The sequence below is a fragment of the Aeoliella straminimaris genome (assembly GCF_024054565.1).
Lineage (GTDB): Bacteria > Planctomycetota > Planctomycetia > Pirellulales > Lacipirellulaceae > Aeoliella > Aeoliella straminimaris.
In genome coordinates this window covers 47,008-64,035 of record NZ_JAMXLR010000026.1, presented here as the reverse complement: position 1 = coordinate 64,035, position 17,028 = coordinate 47,008, and the positions used below count along the sequence as shown (strand labels likewise).

Genomic DNA, 17,028 nt, shown 5'->3' with positions numbered 1-17,028 from the left:
TCAAGAACTCGAGTGCGCGGCGAAACTATTGGTTGAGGAACCGGATGCGTTCATGTACGTACGTCCGGACGCGTCGGCAGAGCAGAGCAATAAATGCGGGCGAGGCATTGAAATACGCGACGCTTGGTCGCAGTGACGTACATCAGCGGCAGTTAATGGACGGTAGACAGTGTCGCAGGAGATGCAAGCCCGGGCGGGAAGTAGGTAGCGGAAGATGCTCAGTCTGGCAGCCGCCAAACTCGCTCCCGAAGAGCCGGGGACATTGGCACTGGAATTGGCTACCTATCCGCTCCGAATGCCGCCAACGTGTTGCTCCCGATAGCTTATTTAGATCTCCACCGCATCGCTGCGAATGCATGTGCGGTAATTGGCCGGGGAGTCCGGTTGGCTCTTCCTCTGAAGTCGGCTTGGGCCTAGTTCACGGACCTGTCAGGCAGGCAAAAAAGCAGCGAAAGGTCCGCCAAAACAGCCCAGCTAAGGGGCAATTTTGTGGGACCAGGGCAGTGTGGCAGAAGTAGACTCCGTGAGCACACCTGACCTCCCTGAAGTGATGCCTAGTTCCGCAACATTGGTGGGAACGATCTCTTGAATAGCGGGTATGGAGGATGCAATAAGCTTGACTAATGGATCAAAGTGCACCATAATTCCACGCGCCACTTGGAACGGCGCGACGGCAGGCGCAATCTCCTTAGGCCTGAAGTTCAGGGGGCGGGTGCCGGTTCCAATTCTCTGTCAGGGCTTGTGGGGTGTGACGTCATCTTTTCTTTGTCTGTAGCACATTCGAGACCTCCGAAGGCGTTCCGAAGTACCATGAATACTGTTGAAACGCGGGCAAGACGTAAACGCAGCGGATTCACGCTGGTTGAGCTACTTGTGGTGATTGCCATCATCGGCATATTGGTGGCCCTGCTTCTGCCGGCAGTCCAAGCTGCCCGCGAAGCCGCCCGCCGGTCGAGTTGCCAGAACAATCTGAAGCAGCTTGGCTTGGCTTTACAGATGCACCACGATACTTACAAGGCCCTCCCGTCCGGGGCAATGAACCGGGAAGGGTCGATGTGGACGTATTACATCCTTCCGTTCCTGGAGGAAACCAATACCCAGGCATTCATGCACATTGGTGAGAACGGGTCTGGGAATTTCCAGTGGGCAAACCCCAGTCCCTATACCCATGAGCAAATTGCCGGCGATCCAACGAAAGCCAACATTATCGCGTGCGAAACAGTGGTTTCAGTCTTCCGCTGCCCTTCTGCTCGCCTGTTGGCGCATCAGTGGGATGCTTCTAGCTGGAGCCCGCCCTGGATTGTGATGCGGCGCGTACCTGGCTCTTATCTCGGATCGGCAACCGGCATCTCCGTCAATCAGAATCTGCCTGGTCCAGATGGTACCCTGCCGATGACGGGGCTGGACGGGGTTCTTTTTGGACTGAGCGATATCAGCATGCGACAAATCACGGACGGAACCTCCAATACGCTGCTAATTGCTGAGGCGGTCCACGATACGCAGGCCCTTGAGGACCACGGCCTGGAGGGAGAAGACCGTCTGGGGAGCAGGAAGGACCATTGGTACATAGGCAGCGACGACATCGATAGTTGGGATGGCAACGACATGTCCGAAGCCGTGGGCTCCACCGGTGTCCCCATAAACTACCAGAACGAAGTGCGGGACCAGGATCCATGCAGTAGTCCATCCCATCCCTATTGCCAGAAGTTGCAGCTAGCTTTTGGTAGCGAGCACCCTGGTGGAATGCAGGGGGTGAGGGTTGACGGGTCCGTTGATTTCTTCCAGGAGAATATGGATGCTGTCGCCTACCGCGATTTGGCGACACGAGCCAGTCAGGTGCCTGGCTCGACGGGCGGCCCCCGTGGTCCACGTTGAGAATTTCGCTGTTAAGATCGGCGGATTGAAGCACCAAACGCCAACCACCTGGAGTTTGTGCCTTGTTTCATGAACGATTGACGATTTGCATAGAAGCACCAATTCTTGCTGCCCTTTGCCTCATCGTCCTGTCACTGGCTGGATGCGGCCAGCGAAATAGTCCCGAACAGCAGCCCGCGACTCGGCACTTTTTGGCCGCTCAGGAGGCGCTCGCCAAGGGCGACAAAGAGGCCGCTATCCGATCCTTCACAGCTTCGATCGATGCCAAGCCGAATGGCTGGGCGTATATGGAACGCGCCAAGTTGTACCTCGACCAGGGGAACGACGAAGCGGCCATCGCCGATTGTGAAGCGGGGCTAGCCATCGAGCCCAAGAATGAAGACTTCAAGTGGTTGCTTGCGGAGGCAAAAAAGCCCGCGAACGACCGCTTCAAGGGGAAGTTTGCCCAGCCGCCAAGCGCGAAAAAGTAGTTGAAACTCGCGGCGCAGGCCCCACATGCTATCGTGGTCCAAATCAGCCTGCCATACATTCCTCCAGGGGGTGTGGCCATTGCCAGCCCCGCCGCGCCGAGCGACATTGGGGACTGGCTGTGCATGCACACATGCGCAATTTGCCGAGCATCTCAAATAAAAAAGCTCGGTTTCTTTGAACTTGTCGGACCAATCGACTATAAACAGTAGGTACTTTTCCTCGGTTTAGGTGGGCGGTCATCCTTCCAGCAGCTACCGGCGGTTTCCTGGCGATGACGTGGAGATCCTTCCTCGGAAGCCACCAACCTCCCGATGGTAGAGTCGAGTCGGTTTGTAGATGATCCCCTGTGAAGCCAGCATCCTACATGTCTCGCATCTCCAAAATCTTTAAGTGGTTGGTCCTTTTGTTCTTGCTGGGGATAGTGCAAGATACGCAGGCCCAAGTGAAGAAGTCGTTGCTGTTTGGCATCGATGGGCTGGGTTACGGCGAGCAGGGCTTCGGTGTAGCCAATACACCGAATATGGAAAGCTTGATCAACGGCACTTGGCAGGCGGGCTACCGTGGGGCGTATTCCGGATCGGCCTTTGCGGGAGGGATCCTGGGGACTGAAACTCAGCAAATCACGGTCTCCGGCCCCGGCTGGAGTACGATGCTTACGGGAGTATGGAACGATCGCCACGGTGTCACAGGCAACGGTTCGACTTTCGCGAACGGCGATTTCGCAAACAATCCCCCCTATTTGGCGACGCTGAAAGAGAGCCTGCCTGCGCTCACAACTGCAAGCTACGTCTATTGGCCGCCGATTGATGACTACATCGTCAGCGCACCTGACGAGGATGCAGACTCGACTAATGACGTAGACTTCCATCTGTCGTACATGAACGATGCCAATGCGGTGGGCGCCGCTGCATCTGCGATTGCCGACGCAGACGGGTTGGACCCGGATGCCGTGTTCATCTCCGTCGATCTGGTCGATGCAGCTGGCCATGCTGGTGGGAGTTCCAGTATCGGATACCGTCAAGCCGTGGAAACGGCGGACTTCTACGTGGGGCAGGCACTCAGTGCCATTGCGTCACGGCCGAACTTTGCTAACGAGGACTGGCAGATTGTCGTTACGTCCGATCATGGGCACCTCGCCACGGGCGGCCATGGAGGGCAATCCACACTGGAGCGGACCATTCCGTTCATCGTCGCCAGCAAGAACCTCACCCAGGGCAATCTCCCGATCTTTCCATTGGAAGTTTCCCATGCCGACACAGCGCCCACAATCCTCGATCACTTTGGTGTAGAAATCCCCGATTACTATGCTGGGGTATCGCGGGCCGACGGCAGTATCGTTGTCAGCGCCGATATTAATGGCGACGGCCTGATTTCGGGCAATGGCACTGGACTATTTGAACACGACGACGTCACCGCATTCGTCTCGTTCTGGCTATTGCCAAATAGCCTGGACAACCCAAACCCTGCTGACCTGAACCTGGACGGCATCGCGGACCTGGGCGACTGGGCGATATTGAACGCCAAGGACCCTGCGATGGGACTCGCCATTGCGCGTGCTCTGAGCGGTAATCCAGTACCAGAACCCGCTATGGCGGTTTCATTTAGTATCTGCTTGTTGGGTTTCCTGGCATCCGAATGGTTCTACCGGAGTCGCTCGCCTCGCTTGTCTGTCCAGCTCACGAAGCGATTCTTCGCCGAGCCTTAATACTTTTCTGTTAGTTTACTGATGATTTTCCTAAGGCGCACGACCCGCAAACGGTCCGGATGATTCACCGCACTAGTGTCTGCCCTTATAGTCACATCAAGGAATTGAAGCCCATGTTTACTATTGGAACGCGTCGCTCCGTCGCCGGTGTTTTTGGGCCACGTGTCATCAGAGTTGTATTATTGGGCATTGCCCTGTTTTTCGGCGTGGGCCGCGCCGCTGATGCGCAGCTGGTTGGACTGTGGGAGTTTGAAAACGCCAGCGATCCTGGCGGAGCTACCATCGGCAACGACCTGATCGTCAACAACACCAACGCCACAATTGCCGGCGTGGCGGGCATCGACGGCTCGGATGGAGCCGTGGCTGTGGGAATTGGCGACTACTTCAGCGCGAATCACGATATTCCCCCCAACGGCGGAAGCGGCAGTTATGTTAACGAGTACACATTCGTCTACGATGTGTATCTTCCCGTCTCCAGTGACAGTAGCTGGCGAACCTTGTTTCAAACGAGCGACGACAACTCCAATGACGGGGATTACTTTATCTCTACTAGCAACACGATTGGTGTAGCCGCCATCGGTTACAGCTCGCAGACCATTTCTGCAGGAGATTGGTACCGCATTGTTTTTTCGGCCGATATTGGCGCATCGCCATCGTCGTTCACGACAACGGTTACCGACGCAAGCGGCACCAGCTGGTCATTCGATCACGGAGCCCAAGGGCTCGACGGTCGACACGCACTTTATTCCACGGCCAATGAGAATATCGTGAACTTCTTCGCGGACAATGACGGCGACGACGCTGAACTTCATGTCTCGAACCTGGCCATTTTCGACCGGCCGTTGAGTTCGTTCCAAGTGGAGGCCTTAGGCGTACCTGGAGATCCGATCGCGTTTACTCCCAATCCTGTACTCGCTGTCGAGATCAATCGAGATTCGGGGGCGATTTCCATCAGCAACCCACTTTCCACCGCCCAGGGCATCAAGGGCTATTCGATCCGCTCATCAGCAGGAGCTCTTTTGGAAAGCAATTTTGTTCCCTTGGCCGATAGCGATTCGAGCTGGGTGCAATTGACGGCCTCCGGCGCCACGGACAACCTGAGCGAGGCCCATCTCACAACGGGTTCGATTCCCTCGGAGACACCAGTCATGCTCGACAATGGAAGCAACGGCGCTTGGCTCAAGTACTTCGACGAGAGCGACATCAGCTTCGAGTATCTCAATGAGAACAATGAGCTGATCAAAGGCGATGTACTGTTCACTGGCACCACTCAAACCGTGCCGTATCCTGCTGGCGACCTGAACTTCGACGGCGCCGTCGACGGGTTGGATTGGAATACCTATGTTGCGGATCTTGGCACCCGTTTCAGCGAACTATCAGACGCCCTGGCTTACCGTCAGGGAGATTTCAACAGCGATGGCGTCAATAATCACGCCGACTTCATCGCATTCAAGTCGATGTTCGATGCTGCCAATGGTGCGGGATCATTTCAGGCCATGCTAGCCGGCTCTCCAGTGCCAGAGCCCTCGTCCCTCGCCATTCTCGCGATGGCGGGCTTGGCCCTGGTCTCCATGCGGCGCCGGTTGGGCGCAGCAGTTGTTGCCCTCTGTGTCGTCGCCTGCACGTCAATTGCTAATGCACAACTGGTAGGTCTCTGGGAGTTTGGCAACGCTGCCAATCCGGGGCAAGCAACTATCGGCAACAACCTGGTCGTGAACAACACCAACGGTACGATTGTAAGCACCGCAGGTGTTGATGGGGCAGACGGGGCATTCTCGGTTGGTGTAGGAGACTATTTCACTGCTAATCACGATATCGCGCCCAATGGCGGAAGCAGCGATTACGTCAATGAATACACTTTCGTTTACGACGTTTACTTGCCCGCATCGACTGATAGCACGTGGCGTTCACTTTTCCAGACGAACCTGGGAAATACCAACGACGGCGATTACTTCGTTTCGACCAGTAACAGGCTCGGCGTGGCGGAGATTGGGTATACGACTCAAACAGTCTCAGAGGGCGCGTGGTATCGTCTCGTGTTCGCGGCGGACATTGGTACGTCGGAATCTTCGTTTACTACGACCGTGATCGATGGCGGCGGTACTAGCTGGTCGTTCGATCATCTCGAGCAGGGTCTCGACGGACGGCATTCGCTCTATTCCACGGCGAATGAGAATCTCGTCCACTTCTTTGCCGACGAGAACGGTGAGGACAATGAGGTCCACGTCTCGACGCTGGCCATCTTCGACGAGCCCCTAAAATCCTTCCAAGTTGGTTTTCTGGGCGGCCCCGGAGACCCGATCTCCTATGTCCCCGAGCCCACGCTCACTCTCAATATCGACAAGAGAACTGGCAATGTTACGATTGACAACGAATCGGGGAATGACTTGGGCCAACCCATCAATTTCTACGAGATCATTTCCGGGGACGGCCAAGGTGGAGACGGTTTGCTGACCACCTCGGGGTGGAACAGTCTTTCCGACCAGTCTGGTATCACCGCCGGCATCGACCCGGTGGATCACGCTGGCAGCCCGACCCCAGGCGCTGGCAATGATCCTGGTGAAACTTGGGACGAAGGAAACTCCAGCGTCGACATTCTTACCGAAGCATTCTTATCTGGCAGCACCGCGTTCGCCGACTCGTTCTCGGTGAATCTCGGTAGCGTGTATACCGGCGGGATTTCTGGTGCAGAAGATATCACGTTTAACTATGCCTTGGAGGACGGCACCCTGGTGTCTGGAAATGTCGAAATCTTTATTTCTCAGCCCACGGTCGGCGATTTCAATGGCGACGGTGTTGTTGACATCGCCGACTACACCGTCTGGAGAAACAACCTCGGCGCCAGCGAATCGGTGCTGCCAGCTGGATCCTACACTGCCGGAAACGGGACAGTCGACGCTGAAGAATATTCCTCTTGGAAGAGCAACTTCGGCACCGGAATGGGGGCCGGGGCGCTAGCTGGGTCAACCGTTCCTGAACCAGGTGCGATGTTGCTCGTTGTTGGCCTGGTTGGGGTGATGGGAATCGGTCGACAAAAGCCAGGTTGGGGTGCTGACATATCTCGGCGAGTTTGCTGTTTCCTGCTCACTGCACTATTTGTCTCCCTTAGCTTGCCTTCCTGGGCGGCCAAGACAACCGATCGCTCTTACTTGCTGGGCGACGACAGTGTGGAAGCTCCCGTATCCAACGGACTCGAAGTCGGCACCAATTTCCAGGGAGAAGGTGGCTCCAAGTTCACCGCCGACAGCGCATTTGTTGACGCAACGAACTTCACCGATGCTCAGGACCTGCAGGCGTTTGGTTCACCGGTCTACCGAGATGTCGTTACAACTTCCCGTCCAGGAGGCAGCGGATACGGCATCGAATTCGATGGGGTCGACGATCGGTTGCAGGGAATACCGCTGAATATCCCGGAACAATCGGTTACCGATACCAACAACTTTCCCAGTGGTTTCCCCTTCATCTATGCCGGCCTGCAAGCTCGCGGACTGCAGATGTGGGTCCGTCCGGATCAGGCCGGGTTGAATGCCGGCGTCCGGCAGACCATCGTCATGGACACCACCGAGGCAGGTGGTGTTGCCATCACGGCCGACGGCAAGTGGACTCAGATTTTCGACACCGAGACCACCGACGGATCCATCCCCGCCACGGTGCCTGTGGTCGGTGATACCTGGTATCACGTGATGCAGCACATTTATCCCTCCGAGGCTCCCGGAGCACCGGTGTTCGTACCGGGTGTCGGTAGCGACGCGGGGTTCACTAGTGTCGTGTACGTCGACGGAATTGCGGTCTCAGCGAGCAACGATTTTCCCGATCCAGGCGACTTGACGGCAGGCGATCGGGTGGGAGTGCTGTCGATTGGAGCCGCCGAGTTGGCCAACCAGGACTCGAATCCCAGCACAGCGGATTTCGGCGAGTACTTCGACGGAACGATCGATGATTTGGAAATGTACGTGTTCGGCGACAACTCCGATCTGGCGGGTGGGCAGAACTACGGAACCTTCGATCTGTTTGCCGACAACGAATGGATAGCCGACGAGATCGCCAACACGATGCCGGGTGGCGTCCTGCTGATGGGCGACGTAAACATGAACGGTGTGGTCTCGGGCAATGGCACCGGCCCCGCCGCAACCGACGACGTGACCGCGTTTGTCGATAACTGGCTGTTCGAGAACCGGATAACGGGCTGGGGCAACAAGGTGATTACCGTGGGCGATTGGTCGACCTGGGAAAAGGGCGATATGAATCACGATGGTACGACGGACCTGCGGGACTGGGCTCTGATCAACGCGGCCAATCCATCCATGGGGTCGGCCATCGTCTCGGCTCTCAGTGGAAGTCCGGTGCCCGAACCATCGGCCCTCGTCATGATTGGCATCAGCAGCTTGTTCGCTGCCGCCTGGGCAAGGGGCCGCAGATAGTTGATTGCGCGTCCGCTGCCATCGAGCAAATCATTGGATTCTCGTTAGCAGCACGCAGGTATTGGCTACATCGGTTTAGAGAAGAGCTCCATCGAAGTGGAGAGACTGCAGTGGAGTTGCCTGACCCACCAGCACGTTGGGTTGTGTTTCGCCTCTCGAGAGTCTGGCATCCTGAGTAACATCTTTTGCACGTTAAATGAAAGGGTTGACTAATGGGCACCTGTAGAAGTCTGCTTCTCCTCATTGGCGCATCGGCGCTGGGCTCTGTGCTCGCCGCTGGTTCGGCGCAGGCGAATCTGGTCGGGTTGTGGGAGTTCGATGACGGGTCGAATCCCGCTGTGGCGACCATTGGCAACGATTTGATCGTCAACAACTCCAATAGCACGATTGCCGGTGTCGCGGGTATCGACGGCTCGGACGGAGCCTTCGCCGTGGGATTAGGCGACTATTTCACCGCCAATCACGACCTCGTTCCCAATGGTGGCAGTAGTGAGTACGTGAACCAGTTCACGTTCGTTTACGATCTTTACCTCCCCACGTCCACCGACAGCACCTGGCGCACCCTGTTTCAAACCAACGCTGACAACACCAATGACGGAGATTATTTCATCTCAACCAGCAACGAGATCGGTGTCGCTGCGATTGGTTACAGCACGCAGACGGTTGCGGCGGAAGAGTGGTACCGCATCGTATTCTCCGCAAACATTGGGGCGGAGCCATCGTCTTTTACAACCACCGTCACCGATAGCAGCGGCACGAATTGGTCGTTCGATCACGGATCGCAGGGCCTGGATGGTCGTCACTCTCTTTATTCCACAGCTAACCTGAACCTTGTGCATTTCTTTGCCGACAACGACGGTGATGACGCTGAGGTGCACGTTTCTAATTTGGCCATCTACGACTTCCCATTGACGAACGGGCAGGCGTTGTCGCTTGGTGGTCCAGGTGGTGAGATCCCTGATATGGCCGCAGTTCCCGAGCCTTCTACGCTGATCACAGTTTTGCTGGTCGTGGGTGGTTGCGTCGGAGTCACTTGGCGACGCCGCTAAGCTTGGGGCATTCCACGCGTCGGCCAATCGTTTGGAATCGCCACTGCGTCGAGTCACTGTGAGGATTCTACAGCTCGCTTGGACCACTCCGGTCCGAGCGAGTTCGTTTGCGCCTCCCTCTATTTTCATAGGTTCATACACTCATGAATTCGCCGTTACCATCGGCTTCGTTGGTAGCGTCTGTCAACCTGCGCACAATTGTTTAAGGGCTTTGCCCAGCCGGTAGGGCCCCCGAATCTGAGCCTCGTCGACCTGAACAATGCCTCCGATTTCGGCACTTCCTGCTAAACTTGTCATCGTGGCAGTCTCCTTCGCTTGGTGGATTGAATCTCGACAACTCAATTCCTACCAAGCAGGGACTGCCCAAGTCAATCTGCGCAACAATCAGGACGTCATCCTTGGGCCGCTCAGAACAACGAGAGTTTTCGCCACTGGATGGCAAGGTTCGCAGCGATTTCCGCGTTATTGTGCTGCTCCGAATCATGATGCCCTACCACGGGCGAGGGAAAGGAGCGAGCTTTGCCGTGCGAGACGAGTGGAGACTCGGGTGTTGCTGAGGGCGAGCGTGTGACGTTGGTCGCGAACTGTGGTGCGGATTGATCCTCTACCGTGGCGATTTCCGGCGATTGGTACATGGCGAACGCCGCGTCGCTGGCAGTCACACCAGCTGCAACACTTGGTTCGCCACTGCTTTCGATAGAGGCCGGACTGTTTAGCTGGGCAATGCTGGCTCCCAAGTTATTGCGCCAGATGACGTAGTCGGCGAGATCAACGCGGCCATCGCTGTTGCCGTCGGGGCCGGCGCCGGCCGTGTACAGCGATTGGCCGAAGTAGCTACGCCATACGCCGTAGTCATCGGTATCGACCGTCCCACTGCCATCGTAGTCACCTGCGATGAGCGGCATGGCTAGACCGGCCGAACCAGGTGAACCGCCAATGATGGCGCTAGCACGCCAGTTGGAAGGGTCCGAAGGATCGCCCAATGGATCGATGATTTCCAGCGATGGACCGTCGCCGTCAGAGGCCTCGGGCCAGGGGGCGTGGTCGTCATAGGTGAAGCTGAAGAATTCAACACCTAAGGCGTCAGCAAGTGCGACGGTCTCTCCACCGTTGCTGAGATTTCGTCCCGCATATCCCTCACTGAGCACGTTTATGTCTGCCGTGTACACCGAGTTGAACACGGGCGCGTTACGCGCGACAATCAGATACTCGCCCGCCTCGAGCGTTACTCCTTCGGCAATCACGTAGGGTTCTGATGCAAACTGAGTGATTTGTAAACCAGATAGATCGACCGCGGAATTGCCAGCATTGAATAGTTCGATGAACTCCTGATCGTCTTCATCTTCCAAGCTGGGGTTCAAGGGATGATAGTGCAGCTCAGTAATGACGATGTTCGAGACATCGTTCGCGACAGTGAATGTTGCGTCGGTCAGAGCGCTCCACTCGCCGTTGACCAGTGATCTTGCCTTGACGGTCGTCGTGTTGTTGATTGTCAGTGGACCAGTGTAGAGGTTGGCATCGCTTGAATTGATCGCTCCGCCTTCTAAACGCGGATCCGCACCATTGGTTGTGTAATAGGTCGGCGCCGGCGTCACTGCCGACTCGATGGTGTAGACCAGTTCGGGCGAGATTAGGAAGTCTGAACTCGTCGTCGAACGATTCAAGCCGTGAATCGCCAACACATTGGTTTCACCCGAGAGTAACTCATTGCGGTACTGCGAAACCGAAAACTCCGTCAAAGCATTGATTGAAGAACTTGCTTCGTGAGACTCGGTGGCGATCGAATTCCAGGCTGGGGAACTCGGCGCATTCACTCGTAAGATTTCGATGCCGTTGAGATAGGCAATGAATCCATCGTCGTAGCCGATTCGTAGCAGTAAGTCCTCGACGGAGCCAGTATCAAAGTCTGAATCGACGTTGAATTCGTAGCGGGTATAGACCGAGGAATTATCAGGGGTGAGATTGTTGTCTGTGTCGATTCCTAATTCGCCGAGGCTCGGATCCAGCAAATCGACCCCCCAGAACGACGTGTAACCGCTGCCTGTGTCGTAGCCCACCGCGCCGACGCCAACGATCCAGGCCGCATCGTCGAACTCGGGCAACGTCCACTCGCGGGCGCCACCGACCAGGGTGTCGTGAACCGCAGACGTAGGCACCCAGACCGTGACATCGCCTTGTAATTCTTCAATGAATGACGTCTCGGTGGTTACCGTCGAAAGCGGAGTATCGATCTGAAGCTGGAACCCACTCGATATGGCACCTCCATGTTGGCTGAATTCTGGAGCGACGACATCTGGATAAAGCCCAATCGACTGATAGTAGTCGAGTACAATGTCAGTACGGAATGGCAGATAGTCGTTCAGCAACCGATCGACTTCCGGTTGCCAATAATCGTCGCGATCGTAAAGATCGCAACCGCAATTCAGTTGGTGACCATCACGTCGATAATCTCCCCACCGAGCCGATTCGGCAACGATGGCGTTCTGAAGCTCGTCAACTCGCGCCTGAAAGCGCGCGACGTTATTGGCGGGCGTGAGGGCGCCTTCATTGAAGAAATGCTGCTGAATGCGATCCGCAAACCGAAGACGAAATTCATCAAGTCCGAGGAGCTGGTCGTAGATGCCGGCTGGATCGTGTGCGGGGCCGACATAAGTCGAGGTAACCCCTTCGAGAATCCGTTCGGAATCCCAAGCATAAAACCGCCAAGGCGCATCATCGGGGCCACCCCCCACAGCTTTCCAGTTGCCGTCCGACTTCAAATCGGAATTGCCGGCGAAACGTTGCATGATGTTGAAGTCGATAAAATTGTCGACGTCCAACACCTGCTGGATTGCAGACCAGTCGCCCGATGCGACCGTTGACTGCATGGAGTGGAAACTGGCCAAATCGCCATCAACCGGGGTGCCGCCATTGAGGGCGTCGTAGTCGTCTTCGCTGCCGCCAAAGTACTCGGCGTAGTGCGACGCTTCGGGGCGTTCGGACATGTTATACACGCCCCAGTACAACCCATCGAGATACAGATGAACGTAATTCCCTTGCCCTGCGTCTACCTGCCCCATGGCCAACAGCGAATCACGCATGTACTGGTCGCGAATCATGGTGCTCCGTGGTCTTTGGTCATTGTCCCAGTGAATCCACGAGTTGTTAAACATGGCGCGCAATTGGATGCTGTCGTAGCTGGAGACGGTCGAATCCTCGAACAGCGGATAGTCCAACATGCCGGGACCGTACTGGTTGCGAAACCGCAAGCTAAGCGAATGCTTGGGCGACTTATCCGGCTCGCGACTGGCACCGCCCTGCAACTTGAGGCCCGCGTCGACTTGGAAGGCCACGGCCCCGTCTCCGTAAATCAACTCCGCCGACGCGGGGGCCTCCAGGGTGTCGTTGAGCGGATTGGAGTAGATTCCCGAAACCCCAAAGAGGTCGTCAACATCTCCGGCGATCGATAGTGTCGGAAGTTCACGCAGCCCGTTGATCAAGTACTGCGTATACGAAACATCGTCGACGATCTCTGGATCCATCTCGTAGTCAGCAAACGGCGCGGCTCCCCAGGCAGTCGGAAAACCCCTGGGAGTGGCCGACTGCTGAAGAACATCGTTGAGGAACAGGTAAGTGTGCGTATCGACATTCGTCTCTGCGTAGCCCGACAAATAGGCGCGAGCCCTCAACACGGTCGTGGTCGATAGGTTTACCGACGCAAGCGGAGTGGTGACAGAACTCGGTGCGGCGACCTGCGTGCCATTGGTGAGAGTGGGTTCCGAACCGTCAACGGTGTAGACGATCGTTGCCCCCGGAGTGTTCGAGGTCACTTCCACAACCATTGGTGCGTCGTAGAAACCGCGGTCGATGCTGAACTTCGTATCTTCGACAAACCCACTCACTGCGGACGCGTCGTCATTGGCCTCGCCCGGCGTGGCATTGGCGAAGTAGACAGTGCTGCCGCCTGCGTTCAGGCCGAGTGTGTAGCCTTTCTCCAGCGGTGAGAACTTCGGGGCGTACTCGAACACCACTTGTCCTTGGGTGTCCGTTAGGGAAAGATACTCGCCACCATTGTCGAGGCTGAAGCTGGTGTGCAGGAAACCTGCCAGGTCGAGACTAACGTCGGTTACATCCTCGCCGGAAGCAAAAAACACTATGTGGCCGTTTCCAGCCAGGGTGGTGCCTGAAGGTATTTCCCACTTGAATGGATCCGTAGCATCGTCCGTCAAGTGATACCCGGAGAGATCAATCGCGGCTGGCGATGAATTCGCCAACTCAATCCAATCGGGCGTGATTTCCGCCTCGCCGAATGGCTCACTGGCACTCTCGCGAATACGAGTTGCCAAGAAGTCAGAATCGCCTCCACCGAGTTCGCTAATCACCACCGCCAGCAAGCGCCGTGGCTCAAGAGCTTCAAAACCCAACGACCTCGCACCACCAATTGCCCGCGAAACTGTTCTCTTCATGCCCATGCACTCTGCCCCTGCGATAAGCTAACCGTCCGTGTCGATCTTCTGCACCGACAAGCTCCAGGCAGGCCATCGACCCAACACCAGGGGCGCCGTGCCCTCGCTGCCCCAAGGGCACAGCACCCTGGCGTCTATAGTCATCCCAGTCCCCTGTCAGCTTCCAAGACGGCTCCGAAATGCAACGGCACCGGCGAGGCCAACAATGCTTAGGATTGCCAAGCTCGATGGTTCGGGAATACCGAGTGTGGAATTGACAATGTTGTCAAAGATGGTGATGCCGGCGGGCTGGAAGTTCGAGAAGTCCTCCGGCAATGCATAGAAGACTCGATCGCCACCCAATACGTTACCACTGCCGGTCATCTCGCTGGCGTTCCAGCTTGCGATGTAGACATTCGGAACACTGGCGTTGTTTCGTACGGCGATGGTATCTCCATCTCCCATTACACCTCCGCCGTCAGGAATATCCGTGCTACTCGACGGGCGGTACTTCATGAGTCCTGAAATGGCCGGAGAGGCGCCAGGATCGGTCAAAAAGTCCTCGTTCGGCAGTGCTCCAGCAAGAAAAGGATGGGTTGCAGTGGTTCCGACCGGAGCCGAAATATCAAGACCGTAGTTCTCCTGGATGTTGCCAGTGTCGACCCAACTCCAACGTGTATTGCGGCTGATGTAGCCGTTTCCCAAAACCAACGGAGATGTCAGGCTGTCCCAAGCGGCTACTTCTTCTGCATTGCTCGCATAGTCGCCACTGTTCGTATTTCGAGTAACTACAACCAAGTCGGCAGTGTTAAGGGTCGCGATGTCTGCCGGTGTCGTATCCAGCTCCGAGAAGGATCCTGTAGTCACCGCATGTCCTAAAGACTCTAGGTGAGCAATCAGATCGGCATCTCTGGTGGCATCTTGCGTGACAAGCAAAATGCTTGCTCCCTCGCAAAAAGTGGAAAAACTACACACGGCAGCGAGAAACGCTACAGTCAGCGGCAATCGGAAGAAACAAGTCATTAGACAACACTCCAGGTGTACAACTTGAGAAGCAATTAGTTTGGAAGTTTGACAAGCAAAACGATAGGCTGCGGAAGCCAAAGAGGGTTATCCGTCTACCTCGACGCGCTGGCGATGATTGCGCGACCGCATCATCGCCACTCCGGCAACAAGACCTACACAAAGTAGCAACGACTGGGGTTCCGGCACGGCAGTCTGTGTACCGACGACTGCGGACACCGCTCCAGCAACTGTGCCGAAGTTGTTTTTCCATACGGTGTAGTCTCCCGAGTCGACCATGTTGTTGCCGTTGCCGGCGTCGTTGATGACTGATTCGCTACTGGCGCCCAGGTTGTTACGCCACACCGTGTAGTCGGCAAGGTCCACAATGCCGTCGCCGTTGAAGTCGCCCTGCACATTGATGAGGGGCTCCACATCACCGACGCGAATCACAGCATTCACCACGGGAATCTCAGCCCCCGGGTCGGAGTTGGCTGCCACCAATGCCAGGTCGGTCGTAGGATCGACCGAACCAATTTGCGGGAAGATGGTACCCAACAACAGTCGCTGGCCAGGGCCCAGCACTCGATTGCCGGTCGTGTTGAGCTCGGCCAGTTGCGATCCGGCGTCGACCTGATTCTGATTCGCAATCTGCCAGGCTCCACCGAGGGGATCCCAATTTGCCGCATCCAGAACGCTGGATGCTGAAGTCAGCTGGTAGGAATCAAATGCAATCGTGTAGTTCGAATCGTTCCTCAATTCCGCCTGGCCATCATCGGGATCAATGGTGAGCACAAAGTTGTTGAAGAAATCTCCACCGACGAGCTCGACGATTCCGTCGAAGGTTTCGCCGCTGGGGGTGTTGTAAGTAAACGTGATGTCTTCGCCTGGTACTTCGCCGAATGGCAAGGTCTCCGCGTCGACCATATACGGCGTGCCCAGGGATACGCTGGCCGATTCTGTGACGTTCAATCCACCTGAGCTTGATTTGAGTTCCGCCAACTGTGCACTGGAGGCATTCGCAACGTTCCACCCGTTGGTTGGCGACAGTGTCGTCCAAGTGGCTCCATCGAAATCGAGCCTGTCGGCCGACGACTGAATGCGATATCCGTTGATGGCGACCCCGGTGCTGGTGCCAGACAGAATGGTCATGTTTCCGTTGTTGGGATTAACTTGCAAGCGAAGTGCTTCGTACGCCTGCAGCTGAGCAATCTCTCTGCCGCCACCTGCGTCGACCTTAGCGACACGAAAACGGTGCCAGTCGGGCAAAGTGCCGTCAACCGTCGTGTTCACGGCCGCGAAGTCGCCGACGATGGTGCTGGCTTCGATCAAGTCCCAAGTTTCGCCAATCGACGGTGTCACTCCGCCGGCGAACGTGACGTCCAGTGTGCCCTCTAGGGCCGTGAGGCCGGTGGCGTTGGCCTTGGTAATGCCTGCAGCAGTAATCGTCGGGGCGTAGGAGCTGGAAGCGTTCAGGTCCAGGATGCCAACATTCAGACTCGCGGAGTTGCCCGTAATAATGGTTGTGCCGTTGAGCTCCATGATCTGCGATACGTTCAGAGACCCCCCAGTGAGATTCATGGTGCTGGCGGCATTGGAGCTGAACACGACAGAGTTCAGTGATCCACCCGAGAGGTTCAGCGTGCCGGTACCGCCAGCGCCAACCCAGATCCTGCCGGCGGTCCCCGATTGTACTTCAACAGTAAGGCTTCCCCCGGTCATGTTGAGTGTGCCAGAGCTATCGGCCACGTTGCCGAGGATCAAGCCAGCGGGAGAGAGAGGATTCGAGTTGAGATTGGCAACACCAGTAAGTTGCGTGGCGTTGCCAATCACAGCGATGTCGCCGGGCACAATCCCGGGAACGCCACCGAAGCCCTCGAAATCCCAGTTGGAATCCACATTGTAAGCGGCGCCGTCGGCGCCCACCCAGTTAATTTCGACTTGGGCCAGCACATTAGCATGATAACATGCGGCGAGCCAGCACACGGCGAGGCTCATCGTTAGTCGGATTGGAATAGTGTATTTCATGGTAGTGTTTAGTTTAAGCTGAGTAGAGGAAGACGCGCAGGAATCTCAAATGG

Annotated in this window: 8 protein-coding genes; 5 read left to right on the top strand and 3 right to left on the bottom strand. The window is 56.4% G+C overall.

From position 1 onward, the window contains the following. Positions 1-810 precede the first annotated feature (810 nt). The 5 genes from NG895_RS07190 (at position 811) to NG895_RS07170 (ending at position 9,521) form a co-directional block, all read left to right on the top strand. A complete protein-coding gene (locus tag NG895_RS07190; protein ID WP_252851793.1) occupies positions 811-1,875 on the top strand; it encodes a DUF1559 domain-containing protein in 1,065 nt (354 codons plus the stop codon). 62 nt (positions 1,876-1,937) lie between these two features. Next, complete coding sequence (locus tag NG895_RS07185; RefSeq protein WP_252851792.1) at positions 1,938-2,345, top strand: tetratricopeptide repeat protein; 408 nt, start codon at positions 1,938-1,940, stop codon at positions 2,343-2,345. Between the two features lie 365 nt (positions 2,346-2,710). Beyond that, entirely contained in the window at positions 2,711-4,051 is a 1,341-nt protein-coding gene (locus NG895_RS07180) for an alkaline phosphatase family protein (RefSeq protein WP_252851791.1), read from the top strand. A gap of 113 nt (positions 4,052-4,164) precedes the next feature. Then, entirely contained in the window at positions 4,165-8,472 is a 4,308-nt protein-coding gene (locus NG895_RS07175; protein ID WP_252851790.1) for a PEP-CTERM sorting domain-containing protein, read from the top strand. A gap of 212 nt (positions 8,473-8,684) precedes the next feature. Continuing rightward, the gene (locus NG895_RS07170) at positions 8,685-9,521 is read left to right on the top strand and encodes a PEP-CTERM sorting domain-containing protein (RefSeq protein ID WP_252851789.1); all 837 of its coding nucleotides are present in this window, start codon (positions 8,685-8,687) and stop codon (positions 9,519-9,521) included. Positions 9,522-9,928: 407 nt separating this feature from the next. On the opposite strand, the gene NG895_RS07165 is transcribed toward NG895_RS07170, so the two are convergent. From NG895_RS07165 to NG895_RS07155, 3 genes are all read right to left on the bottom strand, one after another. Further along, entirely contained in the window at positions 9,929-13,966 is a 4,038-nt protein-coding gene (locus tag NG895_RS07165) for a lamin tail domain-containing protein (protein WP_252851788.1), read from the bottom strand. A 156-nt stretch (positions 13,967-14,122) separates the two neighbouring features. Beyond that, positions 14,123-14,968, bottom strand: a complete 846-nt coding sequence (locus NG895_RS07160; RefSeq protein ID WP_252851787.1) for a PEP-CTERM sorting domain-containing protein — start codon at positions 14,966-14,968, stop codon at positions 14,123-14,125. Positions 14,969-15,055: 87 nt separating this feature from the next. Beyond that, positions 15,056-16,975 carry a hypothetical protein gene (locus tag NG895_RS07155; RefSeq protein ID WP_252851786.1) on the bottom strand — a complete coding sequence of 640 codons (1,920 nt, stop codon included), beginning with the start codon at positions 16,973-16,975 and terminating at the stop codon, positions 15,056-15,058. Between the last annotated feature and the right edge of the window lie 53 nt (positions 16,976-17,028).

Coding starts and splice junctions, on each gene's coding strand:
- NG895_RS07190 (WP_252851793.1), top strand. CDS start 811: ATGAATACTGTTGAAACGCGGGCAAGACGTAAACGCAGCGGATTCACG.
- NG895_RS07180 (WP_252851791.1), top strand. CDS start 2,711: ATGTCTCGCATCTCCAAAATCTTTAAGTGGTTGGTCCTTTTGTTCTTG.
- NG895_RS07175 (WP_252851790.1), top strand. CDS start 4,165: ATGTTTACTATTGGAACGCGTCGCTCCGTCGCCGGTGTTTTTGGGCCA.
- NG895_RS07170 (WP_252851789.1), top strand. CDS start 8,685: ATGGGCACCTGTAGAAGTCTGCTTCTCCTCATTGGCGCATCGGCGCTG.
- NG895_RS07165 (WP_252851788.1), bottom strand. CDS start 13,966: ATGAAGAGAACAGTTTCGCGGGCAATTGGTGGTGCGAGGTCGTTGGGT.
- NG895_RS07160 (WP_252851787.1), bottom strand. CDS start 14,968: ATGACTTGTTTCTTCCGATTGCCGCTGACTGTAGCGTTTCTCGCTGCC.
- NG895_RS07155 (WP_252851786.1), bottom strand. CDS start 16,975: ATGAAATACACTATTCCAATCCGACTAACGATGAGCCTCGCCGTGTGC.